This window comes from Streptomyces dryopteridis (assembly GCF_049606955.1).
GTDB lineage: Bacteria > Actinomycetota > Actinomycetes > Streptomycetales > Streptomycetaceae > Streptomyces.
In genome coordinates, this window is record NZ_CP187113.1 from 642,351 (window position 1) to 659,398 (window position 17,048).

The window sequence follows — 17,048 nt, forward strand, 5'->3', positions numbered from 1 at the left end:
ACGTCGTCGTCCGTGTCCGTCCCGTCGAAAGTGTCGTCCCTTCCGTGAACCACACACAGTCCGCCGGTTGGGGCCGGGGATGGCGGGGCGGGGACACCGACCGCTCGCCCCGTCACACGGCCGCGCACGAGGCGCGCGTGCTGCACCCCGGACCGGGGCGGCCGGTCAGCCAGAGCGAGCTGGACCAGGGCATCGAGCGGTTCGTGGGCCAGAGCGCGATGCACGGGTGGATCGTGGTGCACCGGATGCCGGGCAGCGCGGTGCTGAGCCGGACCACGGCGGCGAACACGGCGTCGGCGGTGGGCGTGGGCTTCCTGGTGGCCGGCCCGATGGGCGCGGCGGCCGGGGCGGCGGGCTCGGCGGCCCACGTGGAGCGGGCGCAGATCTGGGGGGATCTCGCGGACGGCGCGATCTACTCCCGCACGATCTGGGGCACCCGCTGACCCTCCCCGAGGGACCCGATCACTCGTTCGAGTGAGTTCGGCCGGGTGGCGGGAATACGTCTTCCGGGACGCCGGTTGTCGCCGAATGCGGGCCGCGGCGGGTACAGCGTCGCGGCGCGTCCCACCAGCACCGGACGACTTCGAGGAACGACACCACCGTGACACAGGTCCCCACCATCACCCTCAACAACGGCGTCACCATGCCGCAGCTCGGTTACGGCGTCTGGCAGGTGCCGGACGACGAGGCGGAATCCGCCGTGGGCACGGCCCTGGAGGCCGGGTACCGCAGCATCGACACCGCCGCGATCTACGGCAACGAAGAGGGCACCGGGCGCGCGCTGGCCAAGTCCGGCCTGGCCCGCGAGGAGCTGTTCGTCACCACCAAGCTGTGGAACGGCCCCTCGCGCACGTGGACCCGCGAGGACACCCTGCGCGCCTTCGACGAGTCCCTGGACAAGCTCGGCCTGGATTACGTGGACCTCTACCTGATCCACTGGCCGCGCCCGGTCCGCGACGACTTCCTGACCATCTGGAAGACCTTCGGCGAGATCGCCGCGAGCGGACGCGCCAAGGCCGTCGGCGTCTCCAACTTCCGGATCGCCGACCTCGACCGGCTGAAGGAGGTCGGCGATCTGGTGCCGGCCGTCAACCAGATCGAACTGCACCCGCTGTTCCCGCAGGCCGAACTGCGGGCCGCGCACGCCGAGCGGGGCATCGCCACCGAGGCGTGGTCCCCGCTGGGCCAGGGCAAGGAGCTCCTCGGCCTGCCCGAGGTCGCGGCCATCGCCGAGCGGCACGGCCGCACCCCCGCGCAGGTGGTGCTGGCCTGGCACCTGGCGCTGGGCAACGTGGTCATCCCCAAGTCCGTGACCCCCTCGCGGATCGCCGAGAACCTCGACGTGTTCGGCTTCACCCTCGCCCCCGAGGAGATCGCGGCGCTCACCGCGCTCGGCGACTCCCCCGCCGGCCGTCGGATCGGGCCGGACCCTGCCCACTTCGACGTCTGACGGGCCCGGCACCGTGACGACGGGGGGACGTCCGGTCCTCGTGCGCAACGCGGGCACGGGGCTGGTGCTGGAGGTGGAACGGGGCAACCGGCTGCGCACCGGCGCGCCGGCCCGACCGCCGGGCGCCGACCAGCGATGGCTGCTGACGCCGGTCCACCCGGGCGCGGGGGTGTACCACCTGCTGCGCCCGGAGGACGGGCGCCGGCTGGACGTGGCGGGTGCCTCGACCGAGCCCGGGGCCCGCGTGCAACTGTGGCGGGCCAACGGCTTCGGGGCCCAGGAGTGGCTGGTCGAGGAGCACCTCGACCAGCCGGGGGTGGTCTCGCTCGTGGCCACGATCAGCGGGCTCCCGCTGGACGTGGACGAGGAGGGCCGGCCCCGACAGGCGGAGGAGAGCGACTCCCCCACCCAGGGCTGGCACCTGGACCCGCTGCCCGAGTGACCGCCCGCCCCGGGCCGACCGACCCGGCCGGCCCGGGGCGGCGCCGGTCGGTGTCCGGGCCCGCGACGGGGCCGGGCGACCGAGCGGCACGCCCGGGGCCGGCGGGTCAGTGCGCGCCGTGCGCCGGGGCCAGGGCCTCGATGCGCTCCGCGAGGGCGAAGTCCGTCTCGGTGACCGCGTCGCCCGCGCTGTGGGTGTTCACCGCCACCCGCACCGTGTCGTAGCCGAGGGTCAGTTCGGCGTGGTGGTCCAGTTCGTTCTGCACGGCGCAGATGTGCGCCACCAACGCGCTCGCCGCCTGATGCCCGGCCAGCCGGTAGGTCCGCGTGATCCGGTCCTCCGTCCCGGCCCAGCCCGGCAGTTCGCGCAGCCGGTCCTCGATGTCCTTCCGCGACAACGGTTCGATCGACATCGTTCTCCCTTCGACGTGCCGTCCAGGTTCCCACAGCGGGGTCCGCCGCGCCCCGCTCGTGCGCGGGCGCGCCGGAAAACGGACTGGGAGACTCGGCGGACGGCCCCGTACGGTCGTGGCATGACCACCTTCACGCAGTCCACGCCCGTCCGACCGACCGGATCGGGCGTCGGGGAGCTGTTGCGGGAGTGGCGCCGGCGGCGGGGCCTGAGCCAGCTCGAACTGGCCCTGCGCGCCGACTCGGCGGCCCGACACATCAGTTTCGTGGAGACCGGCCGCTCCCGCCCCAGCGAGACCATGATCATGCGGCTGGCGGACCAATTGGACGTGCCGGTCCGGGACCGCAACGTGCTGCTGGTGGCCGCCGGTTACGCCCCCGTCTACCACGAGAGCTCCTGGGACGCCCCGGACCACGCCGACCTGCGGGCCTCCCTGGAGCGGCTGTTGACCGCCTACGAGCCCTATCCGGCGCTGGTGGTCGACGGCTCGTACACCGTGCTCGCCGCCAACCGGGGCATCGGGCTCCTGATCGACGGGCTGCCCGAACGCCTGGTGGCCCCGCCGTTGAACGCGCTGCGCCTGGCCCTGCACCCGGAGGGCCTGGCGAGCCGCACCCTGAACCTCGCCGAATGGCGCGAGCACCTGCTGGAGCAGATCCGGCGGCAGATCTCGCAGACCGGCTCGCCCGTCCTGGCCGAACTCCACGAGGAGGTGGCCGGCTACCCGCCGCCCGCCCACCCGGCCGCGCCGCCCGCCGCCGACGCCGACGTTGCCGGCGTCGACCGGAGCCTCCCGGGGCCGAGCAGCCCGTGCGTGGCCCTGCCGCTGCGGATGTCGGTACGGGGGCGGGAGCTGTCGTTCATCTCCTCCATCGCCACCTTCAACACCCCGCTGTCCGTCACGGTCGCCGAACTCGCCGTCGAGACCTTCCTGCCCGCCGATCCCGAAACCGCCGACCACCTGCGGGAGTTGCTGGGCTGAGCGCGGCCGCCGGGCCGGAGTGCGCCGGTCCGGCGGCCGTCCCCCTCATGGTGCGGCCCGCACCCCGCCCGGCGCGATGACCTCCGGGGTAACGGCCCGGCGCGAGGCGGCCCGGCGCTCGCGCAACGGGTCGGGTCGGCCCCGGCGCAGCAGGTCCAGCACGAGCAGGCGGCGGGCGTGGTGCTGCGGACCGGGCTCCAGGCCCTCCGCCAGCCGGCGCACCTGGGCCCGCACCAGCGCCGCGTCCGCCGGACCGCACCGCCGCCCGTCCGTCCCCTCCCCGCCGCCCTCCCCGGCCCGCGCCCCGGTCGGGTCCGCGCGCCAGCGGGCCGGCAGGTCCGGATCGTGCGCCAGCGCCCCGCCCATCCCGATCAGCGCCGCGCCCGCACCGAGCACCCGGCCGGCCTGCCGCGGGCAGTCGATCCCACCGGTCGCCATCAGCGGCAGCGGGGCCGCCGGCGCGATCCGCTCCCGCAGCCCCCGCGCCCCGTCCGCCTCCGCGTCCCACCGCGAGCCCGCCGGCAGGACCAGTTCCACCAGGTCCACGCCCAGGGCGGCCAGCAGCGACAGCAGCACCCCGAGCTCCGCCGGGTCCGGCCCGCGACCGGGCCCGGCCGGCGCGTCCAGCTTCACGCCGACGCCGAACCGGGGCGAGACCGCCGCCCGGATCCCCCGCACCACCTCGGTCAGGGCCCGGGCCCGCACCGCCGGCGGCCCGGCCGGCCCCGCCCCGGGCCCGCAGTGGAGTCGGTGCCCGAGCGACGCCGGCAGTTGCACCCCGTCGAACCCGGCCTCCTCGGCCCGCACGGCGGCCGCCGCGAAGCCCGCGACCGGCCCGGCCGGATCCCGTTCGGCCGGCTCCCCCGCGCCCCGCGCCGTGCCGCGCGCCCCGGTCCGGCCCTCCGCGCGGCGGGCCGCCCGTCCGCGTTCCCAGTCGGGTCGGATCCCGGCGCCGCGCGCCGGGGCGTCCAGCTGCATCCAGATCCGGGCCCCCTCGGCGTGCGCGGCCCGCGCCCACCGCCGGTAGGGCTCGATCGGCGCGTCGGGGCCCAGGACGGGCGCGCCGGGGGGTGTGGGGCCCTCCCCCGCGACCAGGACCCGGCCGGTGACCAGCAGCCCCGCGCCGCCCGCCGCCCACCGCGCGTACAGCCGCTCCAGGCGGGGGCCGGGCAGCCCGTCGGGGGCGGGCAGGCCCTCGGCGAGGGCCGCCTTGACGATCCGGTTGGGCAGCTCGGCGCCGCCCGGCAGGCGCAACGGCGCGAACAGGTCCGGGTGTGCGTCGAACGCCATCGCAGTCCCCCACGGGCACGGGTCGGGCCGGGGCCCGAGGAACGGTGGACCGCGTCGTCCGCGAGCGCGTCACGGGCCGCGGCCGGGGACGCGCGGGGCCGCGCGGTGCCCCACGATAACGGGCGCACCACACCCCCGCGCCAGGGGTCGGAAGGGCAAACACCGCGCCCCGACCCCCGGGTCGGGGATCGGGGCGCGCGCGGGCGTGCCGCGAGCTCAGTCGAGGGTGATCCCGGCCTGCTCGGCGGCAGCGCGGACGGTCTGCTCCAGCAGCACGGCGATGGTCATCGGGCCGACGCCGCCGGGGACCGGGGTGATGAGCGAGGCGCGCTCGGCGGCGGAGGCGAAGTGCACGTCGCCGACGTTGCCGACGTTGTAGCCGGCGTCCAGGACCACGGCCCCGGGCTTGATGTCCTCGCCCCGGATGAACTCGGCCTTGCCGACCGCCGCGACCAGCACGTCGGCCTGGCGCACGATCGAGGGCAAGTCGACGGTGCGGGAGTGACAGTAGGTGACGGTGGCGTTGCGCTCCAGCAGCAGCATCCCGGCGGGCTTGCCGAGGATCGCGCTGCGGCCGACGACGACGGCGTGCTTGCCGGTCAGGTCCACCTCGTACTCCTCCAGCAGCCGCATGATGCCGCCGGGGGTGCAGGAGACGAACCCGGGCAGGCCGAAGCCCATCGCGGCGAAGGAGTGCATGGTGACCCCGTCCACGTCCTTGTGCGGGGCGATGGCCTCGAAGGCGGCCCGCTCGTCGATGTGGTGCGGCACCGGGTGCTGGAGCAGGATCCCGCTGATCTCCGGGTCCTCGGAGAGGGCGGTGAGGGCGGCGACGAGCTCCTCGGTGGTGGTCTCGGCGGGCAGCTCCACGTGCCGGGAGGTGATGCCGGCCTTGGCGCAGCGGTTCTGCTTCATCCGCACGTAGGTGACGGAGGCGGGGTCCTCGCCGACCAGGACGGTGGCCAGGCAGGGCGCGGTGCCGGTGGCCTCGGTGACGCGGGCGGCGTCGGCGGCGGTGCGGGCGGTGATGCGGGCGGCGAGCGCGGTGCCGTCCATGAGGCGGGCGGTCTGGGAGGTCGTCACGGGGTCTCCTGGCGTCGGGAACGTCGCGTCGTGCGCGGTGATCTCGGTGGCGGTTCGCCCAGGCGCGCGGCACTCTCCGCGTCCCGCTCGGTGGCGGGCGCGCGGCGGGCCGCTCCCCGGTGGTGATCCACCCAAGCGCCAGTCACGGCCCACGGCCACTGTAGACGACCGTCCCCGCCCGCCCGCGGGCCCCCGCACGGGCGGGCCGGAATCCGATGGAGCCGATCCCCACAACCTGGGATGATCACGACATGAGCCCCACTTTCGATCATCTCGTCGCCGAGGCCGAATCCGTTTCCGTGGCCGGCTGGGACTTCTCCTGGCTCGACGGCCGCGCCACCGAGCAGCGCCCCTCCTGGGGCTATCAGCGCCTGCTGGGCGAGCGGCTGGCCGGTGTGCACTCCGTGCTGGACGTGCAGACCGGCGGCGGGGAGGTGCTGGCGGGCGCCGGCCCGCTGCCGCGCCTGACCGTCGCCACCGAGTCCTGGCCGCCGAACGTGGCCAAGGCCACCGCGCTGCTGCACCCGCTGGGCGGGGTCGTCGTGGCCGATCCCGACGAGCCGCCGCTGCCGTTCGCGGACTCCGCCTTCGACCTGGTGTCCAGTCGGCACCCGGTGACCGTGTGGTGGGACGAGATCTTCCGGGTGCTGCGCCCGGGCGGCACCTACTTCTCGCAGCAGGTCGGACCGGCGAGCGTCTTCGAGCTGGTGGAGTACTTCCTGGGCCCGCAGCCCGAGCGGGTGCGCCGGGCCCGGCACCCCGAGGACGCGGTGGCCGGCGCGCAGAAGGCCGGGCTGGAGGTGGTGGACCTGCGCTCGGAGCGGCTGCGCACCGAGTTCCACGACATCGGCGCGGTGATCTACTTCCTGCGCAAGGTGATCTGGATGGTGCCCGGTTTCACCGTCGCCCAGTACCGGGACCGGCTGCTGGAGCTGCACGAACTCATCGAACGGGAGGGCCCGTTCGTGGCCCACACGGCCCGTTTCCTGATCGAGGCGCGTCGCCCGGCGTGACCGGTTCGCGACGCGACTTCGAGTCGATCGCGGTACGGACGGGCGAAACGACGGCCGGGCCGGCACCCTGGAGGATGGCGTCGGCCCGGTGGTTCCCCGGGACCGACGTGGTGCAGGTCACTCAATTCAGCGCGTAACGAATCGACTCGGGCTCGCGATGAATCCCCCGGTGTCCTCGTGCGGCCCGGAATACCGACCCCCCTCGGGTCTGTTTCCCGAGTTCGCGCGATGATGTCCCGCCCGTCCTTGTCTGTTCGCAACGAGAGGCTCCTTGTGTCGCTCAGCCCGTCCCGTACGTTCCCTCCGGAGATCGCCGATTCCGAGGCCCTGGTCGCTCTCGTCGAGCACGGCCGCGAGCAGGGTCACATCAACGGTGACGACGTGCGTACCGCCTTCGAGGCCGGTCGCATCCCGGTGGACCAGTGGAAGCGGGTCCTGCGCAGCCTGAACCAGGTCCTGGACGAGGAGGGCGTCGCGCTGCACGTGAGCGCCGCCCCCGCGACCAAGGCCGCCGCGAAGAAGCCCCGCAAGGCCGCGGCCCCGGCTCGCACGGTGACCAAGAAGGCGGCGGCGCCCACCCGCACCGCCGCCGGCGCTTCCTCGGTGACCACCCGTTCCACGGTCACCAGGACCGCGACCGCCCCGGTGGCCGCCGCGGCGGCGATATCTGCCGATTCCGCGGAGTCCGCCGAGGCCCCGGCCGCGCCGAAGAAGCGCGTGGCCAAGAAGACCACCGCGAAGAAGACCGCGGCCAAGAAGACGGCCGCCAAGAAGACCACCGCGAAGGACGCCGATCCCGGCGAGAACGGGGAGATCGAGGAGAACGAGGTCTTCGAGGACCTCGCCGAGGAGGCCGAGGAGGAGCCCGCCAAGGGCCCCCAGGGCTTCGTGCTGTCCGACGATGACGACGACGACGCGCCGGCGCAGACCGTCATGGTCGCCGGTGCCACCGCCGACCCGGTCAAGGACTACCTGAAGCTGATCGGCAAGGTGCCCCTGCTCAACGCCGAGCAGGAGGTGGAGCTGGCCAAGCGGATCGAGGCCGGTCTCTTCTCCGAGTACAAGCTGGAGGAGGAGTCCGACCACGAGGCGATGTTCAAGCGCGAGCTGGAGATCCTCGTCGAGGACGGGCGTCGGGCCAAGAACCACCTGCTGGAGGCCAACCTCCGCCTCGTGGTCTCGCTGGCCAAGCGCTACACCGGCCGCGGCATGCTCTTCCTGGACCTGATCCAGGAGGGCAACGTCGGCCTGATCCGCGCGGTCGAGAAGTTCGACTACACCAAGGGCTTCAAGTTCTCCACGTACGCCACGTGGTGGATCCGGCAGGCGATCACCCGTGCCATGGCCGACCAGTCGCGGACCATCCGCATCCCGGTCCACATGGTCGAGATCATCAACAAGCTGGCCCGCGTGCAGCGCCAGATGCTCCAGGACCTCGGGCGCGAGCCCACCCCGGAGGAGCTGGGCAAGGAACTCGACATGACCCCCGAGAAGGTCATCGAGGTCCAGAAGTACGGGCGCGAGCCGATCTCCCTGCACACCCCGCTGGGTGAGGAGGGCGACAGCGAGTTCGGTGACCTCATCGAGGACTCCGAGGCGGTCGTCCCGGCCGACGCGGTCTCCTTCACCTTCCTCCAGGAGCAGCTCCAGTCCATCCTGGGCACGCTCTCGGAGCGCGAGGCGGGCGTGGTCTCCATGCGCTACGGCCTCAACGACGGCCAGCCCAAGACGCTGGACGAGATCGGTCGGGTCTACGGGGTCACCCGGGAGCGGATCCGGCAGATCGAGTCCAAGACCATGTCGAAGCTGCGCCACCCGTCCCGCTCCCAGGTGCTGCGCGACTACCTGGACTGATCGGGCCCGCGTCCCGCGAGGGGCGCGGCATCACGCGCGAACGGGGTCGGCCCCCGCGAAAACCCCTGGAGGGGCTTTTCGCGGGGGCCGACCCCGTCGTCGTGCGCCGCGCGGGCCGCTCAGTCGGCGGCGCGGGGCCCGCGGGCCTTCTTGCGGCCCGCCATGACGGCGTACACGAGGACCCCGCCGAAGAGGAAGAGCACGCCCTGGTAGACGGCGGCGTAGCCGGAGCCGGCCACCAGCCACATCGAGAAGCCGAACGCGAGCACCGCCAGGACGGCGTCCCGCGCCAATCGGCCCCGGTCCACCTCGTCCCCCCGCCCGGTGGCCAGGAAGAAGATCTGGGCGGCGGTGGAGAGCAGGTAGGGGACGGTGGCGGTGAAGGTGGTGACCAGCACGAGCATCTCGAAGACGCCCTCGGAGCCGGCCGTGTAGTTGTAGACGGTCAGCGCCGAGGCCAGCACCAGGGTGACGAGCACGCCGACCACCGGGACCCCGCGCCGCTTGGTCTCGAAGACCTTCGGGAAGAGCCCGTCCTTGGCCGCCGCGTACGGGGTCTGGGCGCTGAGCAGGGTCCAGCCGTTGAGGGCGCCGATCATGGAGACGACGGCGGCGCAGGCCACGAGGGTGCCGCCCCAGGTGCCGCCGAACATGGCGTTGACGGCGTCGGTGAAGGGGGCCGTGGAGTCCACGAGCCGGTCGTGGGCGACGAGGCCGAACACGGCCACTGTGCCCAGCAGGTAGACGAGGGCGGCGCCGAGGGTGCCGAGGATGGTGGCGCGGCCGACGTTGCGGCGCGGGTCGCGGACCTCGCCGGCGCTGACGGCGGCGGATTCCACGCCGAGGTAGCTGAACAGCAGGATCGCGGCGGCGGCGGAGACCGCGCCGATCGGGCTCTGGTCGCTCGCGCGGAAGGGCCCGAGGTTGGCCGGGTCGAAGAAGAACAGCCCGCCGACGGCCACGAGCAGCAGCGGGGCGAACTTCAGGGCGGTGGCCACGAGCTGCACGGCGCCCACGTAGCGGGTGCCGGCGAGGTTGGCGAGGGCGGGCAGCAGCTGCACGGCGAGGGCGCCCAGGCACATGGACCAGGCGTGCGCGCCGACGGCGGGGAAGAGCACGGCGAGGTAGCCGACGGCGGCGACGGCCAGGGCCGCGTTGGAGACCCAGGTGGTGATCCAGTAGCTCCACGCGGCGAGGAAGCCGGCGAAGTCGCCGAACGCGGCGCGGGCGTACACGTAGGGGCCGCCGGTCTGCGGGAGGCGGGCGGAGAGCCGGCCGAAGACCAGGGCGAGGGCGATCGCGCCGAGGGTGAGGACGCCGAAGGCGACGAGGCTGATGGTGCCGAAGGGGGCCACGGAGGCCGGCAGCAGGAAGATGCCGCCGCCGATGATGTTGCCCATGACCAGGCAGATCGCGGTCGGCAGGCCGAAGCGGCGGGCGTGCGGGCCGCCCTGGTCGGCGTCGGTGCGGGGGGCCTCGGGGTGGGAGGGCCCGCCGTCGGCGGGGGTGGCGGGGCCGGCGGTCGGCTCGGCCCGCGGTGCGGGTGACTGGTCGTCTCGGGTGGTGCTCACGGGTCCGGGGCCCCCGGGGGTGTTTCACATGGCGGACAGGTGGACACATCGTCCGTTACGCCCGAAGTGTGCGCCAAATCATCGACTTTCGTCCGCCGGGAGGGGGTCGTGGAAGGAAGGGTTCCGCCGTTCGGGGGATCCCGCCGGGGATCCTTCGGGCGGGATCGGCGGCTCGGACAAGGCGGCGCACTCGGCGATCCAGCGGGCGAGGGTCGCGTGCACGGCCTCGGCCCCGACCAGCTCGTGCTCCCCCGGCTCGGGCACGGGCTCGCTCAGGCTCGTGGGCCACATCAGGAAGGGCCGGCTCTGGGCGCCGCCGAGGCCGCCGTGCGAGCCGATCTGCTCCTCGAAGGCGTGCACGGTGCCCAGGGCCGGGTCGTGGGCCGAGTTGACCATGATGTCGGCGACGTGCGGGAAGCCGTCGGTGCGCCGGACCGCTTCGAGGGCGCCGGGGCCGAAGGGCGCGAGCAGGGCGCGGGCGGCCTCGGTGTCCGTCAGCCGGGCGGACCGGTCCCCGACCAGGACCTCGCCGTCGACGAGCAGGAACCCGATGCCGGGGTGCCCGGCGAGGGTGTCGAGGAGGCCGGGGTGGGCGCGCCGGATCCAGTCCCGGTCGGCGCGGCCGGGGAGTTCGGGGAAGGTGATCAGGCCCAGGTTGCCGGAGGCCAGCACCACGGGTTCGCCGCCCGCGTCGGGTGCCCGTTCGCCCTCCTCGGGTTCGACGGGGCGGTGCAGGGCGGCCAGCACCTCGGCCCTGGCCTCGGCCCCGCTGCGGGTGCCCCGGGCCTTGCGGGAGACGGGCAGGCCGCAGCCGACCCGGACCAGGTCGCGCAGGGTGAGGCCGTAGGTGCCGAGGAAGGTGGCGCCGGGGCTCTGGCCGTGGTCGGACAGGAGCACGATCCGGTACGGGCGGGCGGCGGTGTCGGCGACGCGGGTGAGGAGGGCGAGGCTGCGGTCGAGGCGGGCGAGGACCTTGTCGGTGTCGCGGCCGGTGGGCCCGGAGTGGTGGGCGACCTCGTCGTAGCCGACGAGGTCGGCGTAGACGGCGGCGCGGCCGGCGAGCAGGTCGCCGATGACGGCGGCGACCACCACGTCCCGTTCCACCACCGTCGCGAAGGCCCGGATCAGCGGGTAGAGCCCGCCGCGCGAGACCCGGGGTCGTTCGCGGCGGATCCTGGCCCGCAGGCCCTGGCCGAGTTCCCGGAACACCTCGGCGACCAGCGAGAGCACGGTGCGGACGGCGTTGGCGGGGTCGGAGAAGTAGGTGAAGTAGCCGGCGCGGGAGCGGGTGGCCCGGCCCCGGCGGGCGGAGACGGACAGCACCAGGGCCACCTCGCGGGCCCCGCCGGCGAACAGGTTGCCCCGGGAGGCGCCGTCCACGGCGAGCAGCCCGCGCCGGCCGGTGCGGTGCACGGCGCGGCGTTGCAGGAGGGCGGCGCTGCCGGGCCGGTTGCAGACCACGACCCGGCCGGTGTCCTTCTCGTACCAGCGGAAGGCGGGCACGTCGTGGTTGGAACCGTGCAGGATGCCGAGCTGGCTGGCGCCGGTCTGGCTGGACCAGTCGGTGCGCCAGGGCGCGATCCGGTGGCTGCGCTCCAGCAGGCCGGCGGCGGTGGGCATCAGGCCCCGGTCGACGGCGGAGCGCAGCACGGCGTGGCCGACGCCGTCGAGCTGGAGGAAGAGCAGGCCGGGGGTGGACTCGTCGGCGCCGGGCAGTCCGGCGCGGCGCCGTCTGCGGCGGGTGCGGTCGGCGAGCCGGTGCAGCCGGCGCCGGTATGCCTCGTCGTCGCGGACCGCGAGCGCGCCGCCGGTGGCGGAGGCCACGGCCGACATGGCGGCGGCGACCACGACGGCGGTCTGCGGGGCGGCCTCGCCGCGTCCGTCGGGGATCAGGCCGAGGGCGATCAGCAGCAGCGAGCCGTTGAGGAAGAACACGAGCAGGGCCAGGACCAGGGCGGGCACGAGCAGCAGGGCCCGCACCAGGACCGGCCAGACCAGGGCACTGAGCAGGCCGAAGGCCCCGGCGCCCCAGGCCGCCGTGAGGGCGACCCGGGTGAGGCTGTCGCCCGCGTCGCCCTGGAGGCGGAAGTCGGGCAGGAGCGCGGCCAGCACGAGCAGGGTCAGGGTGGAGGCGGCCCACACCGTGAGCACCCGGAAGAGCGCGGCGCCCGCCGCCCGCCATCGTTGCCGCCGCACATCCCACCGTCCGCGTCCACCGTGGTCCCCGACCTGCCAGGCTGCCACAGTCGACGCGCGGACGACGAGCGCGCGGGCCCCGGCGCGCGGGGGCGCGGGAGGGCTCAGGGCGCGGGGTCGGGCTCCTCGGGGCGGACGGTCTCCAGGCGGATGCCGCGCCGGGCGCACTCCGCCGTGAACTCCTCCACCGAGCGCACGATCCGGGCCAGGACCCGGCGGCTGGGGGTGACGAAGAGGTCGATCTGTCCGGCGTCCACGTCGGCCCACAGGCCGCGGTGGTCGGGGCTCATGCCCCAGCCGAGGAGCTGTCGGGTGATCACGTACCCCTGGTCGGCGGCCCACCGGTCGCAGAGGGCCTGCTGGGTGCGGGGGTCGGAGAGGGGGTCTTCGTCGGCGGCGGCCGGCGGGGTCAGACTGGCGAGGGCCGCCACGCGCAGCTCGTCCATGGCGCCCGACCCTACTCCGTTCGGGGGGGGCGCAGGAGGGGCGGCCCGGCCGGAAAATGGCCGGAGTAGGTGCCTCCGCCCGTGGTCGGGGGCCGAAGGGGCGGCGGTCACCTGGGCCGATCCGGGCCTTGGCCGATCCGCACGACACGCCGAGGAACGCCCTCGCCGACCGACACCGATCATCATCGATCGATCGTCCGGGGGAACATGAACACAGCGAGAGCACGAACGAGCGTCCGAGCACCGTTTCCGATCGTCCCCGATCGTCGGTGCGGGAGCGGGAGGTGACCAGGGTGTCGGTGGAGATCACGTGGTGGGGGCACGCGACGTGCGCGGTGGTGGACTCCGGGGTGCGGGTGCTCACCGACCCGCTGTTCGCGGCCCGGCTCGCCCACCTGCGCCGCCGCCGGGGCGCCCCGCCCCCGCCCGGGGCGGCCGTCGCCGACCTCGTGCTCCTGTCCCACCTGCACGCCGACCACCTGCACCCGCCCTCCCTCGCCCGGCTCGCCCCCGGCACCCTCGTCCTCGCCCCGCGCGGAACGGCGCGGGCCGTGCCCGGCCTGGCCCGGGTGCTGCGGGCACGGGGGGCGGAGCTGCGGGAGGTGGTGGCGGGCGAGGAGACGGAGGTGCGCGACCTGCGGGTGCGGGCCGTGCCCGCCCACCACGACGGCCGCAGGCTGCCGGTCGGGCCGCAGCGGATCTCGCCCCTGGGCTTCGTCGTCACCGGCTCGGCCCGCACCTGGTTCGCGGGCGACACCGCCGCCTTCGAGGACCCCGCCGGGGTCCTGGGACCGGTGGACGTGGCCCTGGTGCCGGTCGGCGGCTGGGGCCCCCGGCTCGGACCGGGCCACCTCGACCCCCACCGCGCCGCCGCGCTCGTGGCCGCGCTGGGCCCGGAGCTGGCGGTGCCGATCCACTGGGGCACGTACTGGCCGATCGGCCTCGACGCCGTCCGCCCGCACGAGTTCCACGGCCCGGGCGAGGAGTTCCGGCGGCTGACCGCCGCCCTGGCCCCCCGGGTCGCGGTGCGGGTGGTCGAGCAGGGCCGCGGGACGGTGTGGCCGTGAGGGTCGCCGAGTGGACCCTGCGGATCGCCGAGGTCACCCCCACCGAGAGCACCCAGCAGGCGGTGGGCTACCCGGCCCTGTTCCTGCTCGTCGCGATCGGGGCGCTCGTGCCGGTCATCCCCACCGGGGCCCTGGTCAGCACGGCCGCCGTGGTCGCCCTGCACCACTCCTCGCCCCTGCTCGGCCTCGCGGCGGTCGCGGTGGTCTCCACCCTCGCGGCGTTCGCGGGCGACCTCACCCTGTACTGGCTCGGCCGGCGCGGAGTCGCCTCCCGCAAGGGCTCCCGCCTGCTGGAGGGCCTGCGACGACGGGCGGGCGCGGAGCGCATCGCGCAGGCCGAGGAACGGCTGCGCAGCCACGGGGTGACGGTGCTGGTGCTCTCCCGGCTGGTGCCGGCGGGCCGGATCCCCGTCATGGTCGCCTGCCTGCTGGCCCGCATGCCCACGGCCCGCTTCGCGCGCGGCAACCTGCCCGCGTGCGCGGCGTGGGCGGCCACCTACGGGGTGATCGGCCTGGTCGGCGGCAGCGTCTTCGCGGAGCCCTGGCAGGGCGTGGCCCTGGCCGTGGGGCTCACGGTGGCCGTCTCGGTGGCCCCGGCCCTGTGGCGCCGGCTGCGGGGCGGCGAGCCGGAGGCGGACAGCGGCTGAACGCGCTCAGCGCCCGTCCCGCCGGAGGTCGTCGAGCACCTCCGACCAGGCCCCCAGCCCCGCGCCGACGGCGGGCAGGTCGAGCGGGTCGGGCGCGCCCAGGGCCCGGGCCCGACCGCCCGGGTCGGCCCCCAGCAGCAGTCCGGTGGACAGCCGCACGCGCAGCGCGCCCAGGTCGTCGCCGAACCGGTGCCCGCCCGGGGTGGGCACGCCCAGCCGGTCCCCGAGCCAGTCCTCCAGCTCCATCGCGTCCGTCACCCCCCGGCGGGCCAGGGTCGCGCGGAAGGGGCCCAGGTCCGCGTACAGGTGCCGGCCGCAGCGCGGCGGGCGGGCGAGCGCGCCCGCCCGGGTCAGCAGCCGGTGGGCGGCGCCCCCCAGCACCCCGTACAGCCGGGCCGCGTCCACGGCCCGGCGGCGGACCTCGGGCGGATCGTCGAGGGCGAACGCGGCCACCTCCGCGACCGGCCCGGCCGGCCCGTGCCCCATCGCCGTCAGCACGTCCAGGGTCCGGGCCCGCGCGGACCCGGCGGGGAACCGGGCCACGGCCACCGGCCAACCGGCCGGCATCACCGCTCCCCCGAGCCCCACCAGCACCACGGTCCGCTCGGGGACCAGACTCGCCGGCGACACCGTCAGCCGATGCGGCCCGAACAGGGTGTCCCGCCAGGTCTCGTCGCTGATCACGAACAGGTCCGCGTCCGCCGCCGCCTCGCACGTCTCGCGCAGGGCCTCCGGCGGGGCCACCGTGGCCGTCGGATCATCGGCCGGGGACAGCACGAGCACCCGCGGCCGGCCCCCCTCGTCCCGGATCCGCCGCACGGTCTCCAGCAGGGCGAAGGGATCCGGGATCCCCCCGCACTCGGCGGGCGTGGCCACGTGATGGACCCGCCGTCCCAACATCCGGATCTGCGGCGCCCACCACGCCGGGGACGGCCGCGGCACCAGCACCTCCCCCGAGGTGGCGCCGAGCAACGCCAACAACAACGCGGGCGCCCCGGGCCCCACCGCGATCCGGTCCGCCGTCGTCGACAACCCGCGCCGCTCGAAGTACCCGGCCGCCGCCGTCCGCAGGGCCAGGCCCCCGCCCGGCGGCTCCGGGGTGATCCGGGTCCGCGCCGCGTCCGCCAGGATCTCCACGAGCGCGGGCAGCGCCGGCAGCCCCGCCTCGGGGGCGGGCGGCCCGTACCGCACCGGCCCGTGGCCCTCGGGAGCACCCTCCACCACGACCGCCGCCTCTCCGCCCGGGACGAAACCTTCGCCCTTTATAGCCCGATACCTCCCACCCCACCTCTCGCGCACACCACATCTCATATCCCGATACGCGATTCTCAGCATGTGAATGATCCCCTACGGTGGAACCACGTCAACCGGGCGAGGTCGAGGAGGACCACCGCATGAGCACCGACGCCGTCTACACCCACGGGCACCACGAATCCGTCCTGCGCTCCCACCAGTGGCGCACCGCCGAGAACTCGGCCGCCTACCTCCTCCCCGACCTGCGCCCCGGCGCCCGCGTCCTGGACGTGGGCTGCGGGCCGGGCACCATCACCGCCGACTTCGCGCACCTGGTCGGCCCCGAGGGCTCGGTCGTCGGCGTCGACGCCTCGGCCGAGGTCGTCGAGAAGGCGCGGGCCGCGGCGGCGGAGCGCGGGGCGCGCAACGCGGAGTTCGCCACGGGCGACGTGTACGCCCTGGACTTCCCCGACGACTCCTTCGACGTGGTCCACGCCCACCAGGTCCTCCAGCACCTGTCCGACCCGGTCGCGGCACTGCGCGAGATGCGCCGGGTCACCCGCCCCGGCGGCGTGGTCGCGGCCCGCGACGCCGACTACGCGGCGATGACCTGGTACCCGGCGGTCCCGGACCTGGACCACTGGCTGAAGGTCTACGAATCGGTGGCGCGCGCCAACGGCGGCGAACCCGACGCGGGCCGCCGCGTCACGGCCTGGGCCCGCGAGGCCGGCTTCACCGACATCCGCTCCACGGCCACGTCCTGGTGCTTCGCCCGGCCCGACGAGATCGCCTGGTGGTCCGGCCTCTGGGCGGACCGCACCACCCAGTCCGACTACGCGGCCAAGGCCGTGGCCACGGGCCACGCCACCCCCGAGGACCTCCAGTCCATCGCCACGGCCTGGCACACATGGGGCGCGTCCCCGGACGCGTGGTTCTCGGTCCTGAACGGCGAAATCCGCTGCGTGGCCTAGCCGGCGGGCGGGGGGGCGGGACGGGCGGGGGCGGGACGGGTCGGTTCGTGGCGCGGTGAGTGGCCGTCTGCGGGTTGGTTCGTGGCCGGGGTGGCCGCCTGCCGGCGGCGGGCAGGTCAACGGCGTTTCCCGGAGGCGGCGGGGAGGGGACCGGGGCGGGGGCCGCGTCGCCGTCTGCGGGCCGGTACGCGGCCGGGGTGGCCGCCTGCCGGCGGCGGGCAGGTCAACGGCCTTTCCCGGGGGCGGCGGGGAGGGACCGGGGCGGGGGCCGCGTCGCCGTCTGCGGGTTGGTGCGTGGCAGGGGTGGCCGCCTGCCGGCGGCGGGTAGGTCAAAAGCTTTTCCCAGGGGCGGCGGAGGGGGCAGCGGGCTGGGGTCCGGGGCCGTTCGCCGG

16 protein-coding genes are annotated in these 17,048 nt (G+C 75.3%); 9 read left to right on the forward strand and 7 right to left on the reverse strand.

Translation table 11 applies throughout. From position 1 onward, the window contains the following. Positions 1-44: 44 nt before the first annotated feature. The 3 genes from ACN20G_RS02555 (at position 45) to ACN20G_RS02565 (ending at position 1,892) form a co-directional block, all read left to right on the forward strand. Positions 45-443, forward strand: a complete 399-nt coding sequence (locus ACN20G_RS02555) for a hypothetical protein (RefSeq protein ID WP_424211054.1) — start codon at positions 45-47, stop codon at positions 441-443. Between the two features lie 158 nt (positions 444-601). Further along, a complete protein-coding gene (locus tag ACN20G_RS02560; protein ID WP_424211055.1) occupies positions 602-1,450 on the forward strand; it encodes an aldo/keto reductase in 849 nt (282 codons plus the stop codon). Between the two features lie 13 nt (positions 1,451-1,463). Continuing rightward, positions 1,464-1,892, forward strand: coding sequence for an RICIN domain-containing protein (locus ACN20G_RS02565; protein WP_424211056.1), 429 nt, complete (start codon positions 1,464-1,466; stop codon positions 1,890-1,892). Positions 1,893-1,998: 106 nt separating this feature from the next. Here the strand turns inward: ACN20G_RS02565 and ACN20G_RS02570 are convergent, their stop codons facing one another. Then, complete coding sequence (locus tag ACN20G_RS02570) at positions 1,999-2,304, reverse strand: 4a-hydroxytetrahydrobiopterin dehydratase (protein ID WP_424211057.1); 306 nt, start codon at positions 2,302-2,304, stop codon at positions 1,999-2,001. 120 nt (positions 2,305-2,424) lie between these two features. On the opposite strand from ACN20G_RS02570, the gene ACN20G_RS02575 reads away from it, so the two are divergent. Continuing rightward, complete coding sequence (locus ACN20G_RS02575; protein ID WP_424211058.1) at positions 2,425-3,285, forward strand: helix-turn-helix domain-containing protein; 861 nt, start codon at positions 2,425-2,427, stop codon at positions 3,283-3,285. A 45-nt stretch (positions 3,286-3,330) separates the two neighbouring features. Here the strand turns inward: ACN20G_RS02575 and ACN20G_RS02580 are convergent, their stop codons facing one another. Beyond that, the gene (locus ACN20G_RS02580) at positions 3,331-4,575 is read right to left on the reverse strand and encodes a 2,4-dienoyl-CoA reductase (protein ID WP_424211059.1); all 1,245 of its coding nucleotides are present in this window, start codon (positions 4,573-4,575) and stop codon (positions 3,331-3,333) included. Positions 4,576-4,791: 216 nt separating this feature from the next. After that, complete coding sequence (locus tag ACN20G_RS02585; RefSeq protein ID WP_424215341.1) at positions 4,792-5,631, reverse strand: bifunctional 5,10-methylenetetrahydrofolate dehydrogenase/5,10-methenyltetrahydrofolate cyclohydrolase; 840 nt, start codon at positions 5,629-5,631, stop codon at positions 4,792-4,794. A 278-nt stretch (positions 5,632-5,909) separates the two neighbouring features. Here ACN20G_RS02585 and ACN20G_RS02590 point away from each other — a divergent pair, with 278 nt between their 5' ends. Next, on the forward strand, positions 5,910-6,671 hold the full coding sequence (locus ACN20G_RS02590; protein WP_424211060.1) for a class I SAM-dependent methyltransferase: 762 nt from the start codon (positions 5,910-5,912) through the stop codon (positions 6,669-6,671). Between the two features lie 273 nt (positions 6,672-6,944). After that, complete coding sequence (locus ACN20G_RS02595) at positions 6,945-8,525, forward strand: RNA polymerase sigma factor (protein ID WP_424211061.1); 1,581 nt, start codon at positions 6,945-6,947, stop codon at positions 8,523-8,525. Between the two features lie 119 nt (positions 8,526-8,644). Here ACN20G_RS02595 and ACN20G_RS02600 read toward each other — a convergent pair whose 3' ends face one another. The 3 genes from ACN20G_RS02600 to ACN20G_RS02610 all read right to left on the reverse strand — a co-directional run bounded on the left by ACN20G_RS02600 (position 8,645) and on the right by ACN20G_RS02610 (position 12,738). Next, positions 8,645-10,096 (reverse strand): amino acid permease, encoded by a 1,452-nt coding sequence (locus ACN20G_RS02600; protein ID WP_424211062.1) that lies wholly within the window; start codon positions 10,094-10,096, stop codon positions 8,645-8,647. 78 nt (positions 10,097-10,174) lie between these two features. After that, a complete protein-coding gene (locus tag ACN20G_RS02605) occupies positions 10,175-12,292 on the reverse strand; it encodes a phage holin family protein (RefSeq protein ID WP_424211063.1) in 2,118 nt (705 codons plus the stop codon). Positions 12,293-12,396: 104 nt separating this feature from the next. Continuing rightward, a complete protein-coding gene (locus ACN20G_RS02610) occupies positions 12,397-12,738 on the reverse strand; it encodes a hypothetical protein (RefSeq protein WP_424211064.1) in 342 nt (113 codons plus the stop codon). A gap of 293 nt (positions 12,739-13,031) precedes the next feature. Between ACN20G_RS02610 and ACN20G_RS02615 the strand changes: the two genes are divergently transcribed. Both ACN20G_RS02615 and ACN20G_RS02620 read left to right on the forward strand, forming a co-directional pair. Then, positions 13,032-13,805, forward strand: coding sequence for an MBL fold metallo-hydrolase (locus tag ACN20G_RS02615; protein WP_424215342.1), 774 nt, complete (start codon positions 13,032-13,034; stop codon positions 13,803-13,805). Continuing rightward, positions 13,802-14,452 (forward strand): DedA family protein, encoded by a 651-nt coding sequence (locus ACN20G_RS02620; RefSeq protein ID WP_424211065.1) that lies wholly within the window; start codon positions 13,802-13,804, stop codon positions 14,450-14,452. The genes ACN20G_RS02615 and ACN20G_RS02620 overlap by 4 nt, the downstream gene beginning before the upstream one ends. A 6-nt stretch (positions 14,453-14,458) precedes the next feature. Here ACN20G_RS02620 and ACN20G_RS02625 read toward each other — a convergent pair whose 3' ends face one another. After that, the gene (locus ACN20G_RS02625) at positions 14,459-15,676 is read right to left on the reverse strand and encodes a pyridoxal phosphate-dependent aminotransferase (RefSeq protein ID WP_424211066.1); all 1,218 of its coding nucleotides are present in this window, start codon (positions 15,674-15,676) and stop codon (positions 14,459-14,461) included. Positions 15,677-15,846: 170 nt separating this feature from the next. Between ACN20G_RS02625 and ACN20G_RS02630 the strand changes: the two genes are divergently transcribed. Continuing rightward, positions 15,847-16,656 (forward strand): methyltransferase domain-containing protein, encoded by an 810-nt coding sequence (locus ACN20G_RS02630; protein WP_424211067.1) that lies wholly within the window; start codon positions 15,847-15,849, stop codon positions 16,654-16,656. Positions 16,657-17,048 lie beyond the last annotated feature (392 nt).